Source organism: Colwellia sp. E2M01 (assembly GCF_018860585.1).
Taxonomy (GTDB): Bacteria; Pseudomonadota; Gammaproteobacteria; order Enterobacterales; family Alteromonadaceae; genus Colwellia.
The window spans coordinates 1,663-7,314 of the sequence record NZ_JAHKPR010000067.1; the positions used below are offsets into that span (position 1 = coordinate 1,663).

Annotated in this window: 4 protein-coding genes and 1 tRNA gene; 3 read left to right on the forward strand and 2 right to left on the reverse strand. The window is 35.9% G+C overall.

Features of this window, described 5'->3' with window-relative positions:
* The first annotated feature begins 114 nt into the window (after positions 1–114).
* Positions 115–204 (forward strand) — tRNA-Ser (locus KO502_RS12735).
* Between the two features lie 43 nt (positions 205–247).
* Here the strand turns inward: KO502_RS12735 and KO502_RS12740 are convergent.
* The gene (locus KO502_RS12740) at positions 248–1,645 is read right to left on the reverse strand and encodes an ATP-binding protein (protein ID WP_216022942.1); all 1,398 of its coding nucleotides are present in this window, start codon (positions 1,643–1,645) and stop codon (positions 248–250) included.
* Positions 1,645–2,391, reverse strand: a complete 747-nt coding sequence (locus KO502_RS12745; protein WP_216022943.1) for a response regulator transcription factor — start codon at positions 2,389–2,391, stop codon at positions 1,645–1,647. Before KO502_RS12745 ends, KO502_RS12740 begins: the two co-directional genes overlap by 1 nt.
* Before the next feature lie 230 nt (positions 2,392–2,621).
* Here KO502_RS12745 and KO502_RS12750 point away from each other — a divergent pair, with 230 nt between their 5' ends.
* Both KO502_RS12750 and KO502_RS12755 read left to right on the forward strand, forming a co-directional pair.
* Complete coding sequence (locus KO502_RS12750; protein ID WP_216022944.1) at positions 2,622–3,131, forward strand: Spy/CpxP family protein refolding chaperone; 510 nt, start codon at positions 2,622–2,624, stop codon at positions 3,129–3,131.
* 255 nt (positions 3,132–3,386) lie between these two features.
* Positions 3,387–5,573, forward strand: coding sequence for an OsmC domain/YcaO domain-containing protein (locus KO502_RS12755; protein ID WP_216022945.1), 2,187 nt, complete (start codon positions 3,387–3,389; stop codon positions 5,571–5,573).
* The last annotated feature ends 79 nt before the right edge of the window (positions 5,574–5,652 follow it).

Below are 5,652 nucleotides of genomic sequence, written 5' to 3' on the forward strand. Positions count from 1 at the left end.
GAGTTGGCCGAGTGGTTGATAAGGTGAATTGCCACGCGAGGCGTGTGCATCAACCAAGTATCTGATTTAGTACATCTGGTGATAATAACACCTAAACATATTATGAAAAAATTTGGTGAGTTGGCCGAGTGGTTGAAGGCGCACGCCTGGAAAGCGTGTAAAGGTTTATCCCTTTCGAGAGTTCGAATCTCTCACTCACCGCCATATTATAGAAAAGGGCATCTCGAAAGAGATGCCCTTTTTATTTTTAAGTTGATAAAGGCAAAGTAATTGTTATCAATAAACCGCCTGAACTTTGGTTTTTAGCAACGATAGAGCCATGGTGTAATGATATAGCTTGTTGTGCTATTGCCAAGCCTAAACCCGTACCACCGCTACTTCTGTCTCTGGCATCGGCAACACGGAAAAAAGGTTGAAATAATTTATCGATCATACTTTCAGGTACACCTGAGCCGTTATCAGAAATACTTAGCATAATAGTATTACTTTGCTCTTTTAGTTCTACAATAACCTGTTGCTCAACTGGCGAATATTTTATTGCATTATTTACTACATTACTGATGGCGCTGGCGAGTAATTTTTCATCGGCGGAGATAGTGTAATTTAGTTTCTCTATAAAGATAACTTCTACTTGCTTACTTGTTGCAAAATATTGACCATCATTTACTATTTTATTAACAAGTTTATTAAGGTTTACTTCCTCAAATACGCAAGTGTTTTTGTTGTGTTCTAAACGAGAAAGTGTGAGTACATCGGCAATCATTTCATCTAACCTTTCTACTTCTAATTCGCAGCGATTTAAGTGTTTTTGTTGTTCTTCGGTATTGCCTATATTCTTTTCAGCCATAGCGACGGCAAGTTGTAATCGTGTTAATGGCGATCTTAACTCATGTGATACATCACCTAATAAACGTTGATGTGCAGATATGTTACTTTCTAATTGCTCGGCCATTTGATTAAAGCTACGGGCTAAATCGCCAAATTCATCACTGCGTTGATCAAACTCGGTAATACGCGTTGTTAATTTGCCTTCACCTATGTCTTTACTCGCTTTTTGTATGGCGATTAACGGTTTGCTAAAACTTTTAGCTAATAACCAACAACAAAGAAAACTTATACTAAACAGTAATAATATACGAATAGCCACCGGTAACTGTTTTATTAAATTAATAATATGTTTACGGTGTATCTCTTTAGCGATAAAGAATTGATATTGTTTACCGTCGATCATAATTGGTTGAGAGGAGGTTACTTTAGCAAAACCAAAATCTATGGTGACAGGGTTGTTGAGCGGATTTTTTTCTAAATAATTTCTTATTTCAAACCAACCAGGCTTTCTTGGTAAATAAATTCGGTTGTTATTTATTCTTTTTATGATTAAGTCTTGTTGATATTTTCGATAAAAATTACGTTGTAGTTCTTTTAATTTGACTTTTTCTTTATCGTTAACTTTTTCTGAAAACTTGACCAGTATTTTTAATTGTTGAGGTGTTGCTTGTTCTTGCAAAGGGAGTTGCTTAAATTGCATGGTAATAAGGTAACTAATTAATACCGACGTAATGATGACTAACCAAAAGGCGATAAAAAGCTTTAGGCTTATTCCTAATGTAAATCTTTTATGAGAGGTGTTTGAAGTATTAGTCATTATGCTTGCTCACCTTGTAAAAAAACATAGCCAGCGCCGCGTACAGTTTTCATTTTATCAATGGGGTCAATAGCCAGTAACTTTCGGCGAACATTGCCAACGTGTACGTCAACTGTTCTGTCGTAAGGGCTTAATTTACGCTGTAAAACTTGTTCAGAAATATCGGCTTTGTTAACCACCTTACCGTGATTTTCAAGTAGGTAAACTAAGACTAAATACTCAGTTCCCGTTAACTCAAGTAAGGTGTCTTGGCAGAAAATTTCACGAGTGGCGTGATTTACTTTAACGTGATTTACACAGAGCTGTTCGTTTACTGAAGACGCTTCGCTAGGACTTTGTTGTTTTACTATAGATATACGCCTTAAAATAGCGTTAATACGAGCAAGTAATTCACGATGTTTAAATGGCTTTGCTAAGTAATCGTCTGCGCCTAATTCTAGTCCTTGTATTCTATCGTTATCATCACCTTTGGCTGTTAACATTAAAATAGGTGTTTTGTGGTTACCGCCTAATGCTTTTAAAACTTCAAAACCATTTAATATTGGCATCATTACATCAAGTAATATTAGATCAAAACTGTCGTCTGATGCTTTTGCTAAGCCGCTTGCACCATCAAAACAGACGCTTACTTTAAAGTTTTCAGTTTCAAGGTATTCAGTTAATAGCTCGGCGAGCTCGGTATCATCATCTATTAATAAAATATGTTTAGATTGCTCTGTGTTTATGGATACGTTAGATAATGTCATATAGAATACTTCTTTAATAAATAAGAGTAATTTGTTGAGTAATGTCGTTAGTTTACGTGATCTAATCGGTGTCGAAAATAACTTTACATAGCTTTACATTAACCTTGCACTGCTTTGCAAAACACTAGATATAATAAAACTCAACTTAAGTAAAAGTACTTGAGTAATTGACATAACTCATGTCATTTAACTTTTTACAATAACAAATAGTTTTAAAAAGGAATATCACAATGAAAATTACATTCAAAACATTAGCAATTGCAACGTCTCTTTGTTCAGCATTGGTTTTATCGCCGGTTAGTTTTGCTAACGCTGATAATCCTGATAGTGCTCAAGTTGAGAAACGTCAGCAAATGCATGAAAAAAGATTTGCTAAAATGGCTAAAAAGCTAGACTTAACCGAATCACAACAAGCTGAAGTTAAAGCATTGAAGGCACAAGAAAAATTAGAAAAAGACGCACTTAAGCCTGCATTTAAAGCGTATAAAGATCAAGTTAAAACATTAATGTCGGCAGAGTTTTTTGATGAGCAAGCATTTACTCAATTACAAGAGAGTAATCAAGATGTGTTTGTGGCAATGGCATTAATTAAAGCAAAAAATAAATTTGCGATGAAAAATATTTTAACGGCTGAACAGTTAAAGAAATTTAAAAGAATGGAAAAGAAAATGAAAAGAAAAATGGATAAAAAAAGATCACGTAAAATGAAAAAAAGTGAGAAAGAAAGCGAAACTAATTAATTTTAACGATAAGTATTATCTTTTTAAAAGTCCGGTTTAATAACCGGACTTTTTTTTTCTCTTTTTTGAAATTATGTATTAACCCAGTAATTTTAAATAAAGTATAACTTTTCCAAGACTATTGCCGTAAAAACCTCGATAATTAGCGCCATTAAAATAACTCTGTTTAGTTTACCGCTACATTTTATTAATCGGTAGTTAATTAAACTTAGTTATCACCTGACGTCACAATGAAAATTACAACAGGAATTATTCATGGAAATCAAAGTTAACTTTCTCGACAACCTTAGACTTGAAGCCAAGTTCGACGATTTTAGTGTCATCGCTGATCAGCCTATTCGTTATAAAGGTGACGGCTCTGCACCAGGTCCTTTTGATTACTTTTTAGCATCTTCAGCTTTATGTGCTGCATATTTTGTCAAGGTGTATTGTAACGCGCGTGATATTCCAACCGATAACATTCGTTTATCTCAAAACAATATTGTTGACCCAGAAGACAGGTACAACCAAGTTTTTCAAATTCAGGTTGAGCTACCTGAAAGTATTTCCGATAAAGACAAGCAAGGTATTTTACGCTCAATTGACCGTTGTACTGTTAAAAAGGTTATTCAAACAGGTCCTGAGTTTAGTGTTGAAACCGTTGATAATTTAGAAGAAGACGCACAAGCCATGTTAATGGCACAACCTGAAGATGGCGCTAGCACGTATATTTTAGGTAAAGATTTACCGCTTGAAAAAACTATCGCCAACATGACTGAATTATTGGCTGATTTAGGCATGAAAATCGAAATATCTTCATGGCGAAATATTGTTCCTAACGTGTGGTCGTTGCATATTCGTGACGCTGCCTCGCCAATGTGTTTCACTAACGGTAAAGGCTCAACTAAAGAAAGCGCACTTTGCTCTGCATTAGGTGAATTTATTGAGCGTCTTAACTGTAATTTCTTTTATAACGATCAGTTTTTTGGTCCAGAAATAGCCAACAGTGATTTTGTCCATTACCCTAACGAAAAGTGGTTTAAGCCCGGTGATAATGACGAATTACCGAGCGGTATTTTAGATGAATACTGTTTAGACATTTACAACCCTGATAACGAACTACTTGGCTCAAACTTGATTGATACCAACTCAGGTATGAGCGAACGCGGTATTTGTTCTATTCCTTACGTACGCGAGTCTGATGGTGAAACTGTTTATTTTCCATCAAACTTAATTGAAAACTTATTTTTAAGTAACGGTATGAGCGCCGGTAATAACTTAGCGGAAGCGAAAGTACAGTGCTTGTCAGAAATTTTTGAACGTGCGGTTAAAAAGCAAATTATCGCCGAAGAAATCATTCTGCCAGATGTGCCAAAAGAGGTGATTGCTAAATACCCTGGTATTTTAGCGGGTATTGAAGGTTTAGAAGCACAAGGTTTTCCCGTGGTAGTAAAAGACGCCTCATTAGGCGGCGAGTTCCCTGTAATGTGTGTAACCTTGATGAACCCAAGAACAGGCGGCGTATTTGCTTCATTTGGTGCGCATCCAAGTTTTGAAGTAGCGCTTGAGCGTAGTTTAACAGAGTTACTACAAGGTAGAAGCTTTGAAGGTTTAAACGACGTACCAAAACCAACTTTTAATACCATGGCGGTAACTGAGCCTGAAAATTTTGTTGATCACTTTATTGATTCAACAGGCGTTGTGTCATGGCGATTTTTTAGTGGTAAGCATGATTACGAGTTTGTTGAGTGGGATTTTTCTGGCACAAATGAAGAAGAAAATGACAGCTTAATGGGCATTCTAAAAGACTTAGGTAAAGAAGTGTACATCGCTGAGTTTAATCAGCTTGGCGCAACTGCTTGCCGTATTTTAGTGCCTGACTATTCTGAAGTGTATCCGGTTGAAGATCTTATTTGGGACAATACCAATAAGTCGCTTGATTATCGCGAAGATATTTTAAATCTACATAAATTATCAGAAGATCAATTAGTTGCTTTAGTTGAGCGTTTAGAAGACAGTCAACAAGATAATTACATTGATATTAGAACTTTGATCGGCATTGAGTTTGACGAAAACACCGTTTGGGGGCAGTTAACCATTCTTGAGTTGAAAATTCTTATTTATCTTGCACTTGGTGCTTTAGAAGAGGCTATTGAATTAGTTGGTGAGTTTTTACAGTATAACGATAATACCGTTGAACGTGGTTTATTTTATCAAGCCGTTAGTGCTGTACTTGAAGTGACACTCGATGAAGATTTAGCGCTTGAAGATTATATGCACAACTTTAACCGTATGTTTGGTGAAGAAAACATGAAACAAGTGGTTGGCTCAGTGTTTGGCGAAGTAAGATTTTATGGCTTAACACCAACGAGTATGAATCTTGAAGGTTTAGACAAGCATCAACGTTTAATTGAAAGCTATAAAAAACTACATGCTGCACGTGCTTTAGCAGCGAGTAAGTAGTTAACTTAATCAAATAGGCAGTAGAGTTTACGTCATCTTCGAAGTGTCTAGTCGAAGATCCATGCGCTTGTAGTCATTG

Excerpts from the sequence above, each read along its gene's own strand:
- KO502_RS12740 (WP_216022942.1), bottom strand. The coding sequence starts at position 1,645 with ATGACTAATACTTCAAACACCTCTCATAAAAGATTTACATTAGGAATA.
- KO502_RS12755 (WP_216022945.1), top strand. The coding sequence starts at position 3,387 with ATGGAAATCAAAGTTAACTTTCTCGACAACCTTAGACTTGAAGCCAAG.
- KO502_RS12745 (WP_216022943.1), bottom strand. The coding sequence starts at position 2,391 with ATGACATTATCTAACGTATCCATAAACACAGAGCAATCTAAACATATT.
- KO502_RS12750 (WP_216022944.1), top strand. The coding sequence starts at position 2,622 with ATGAAAATTACATTCAAAACATTAGCAATTGCAACGTCTCTTTGTTCA.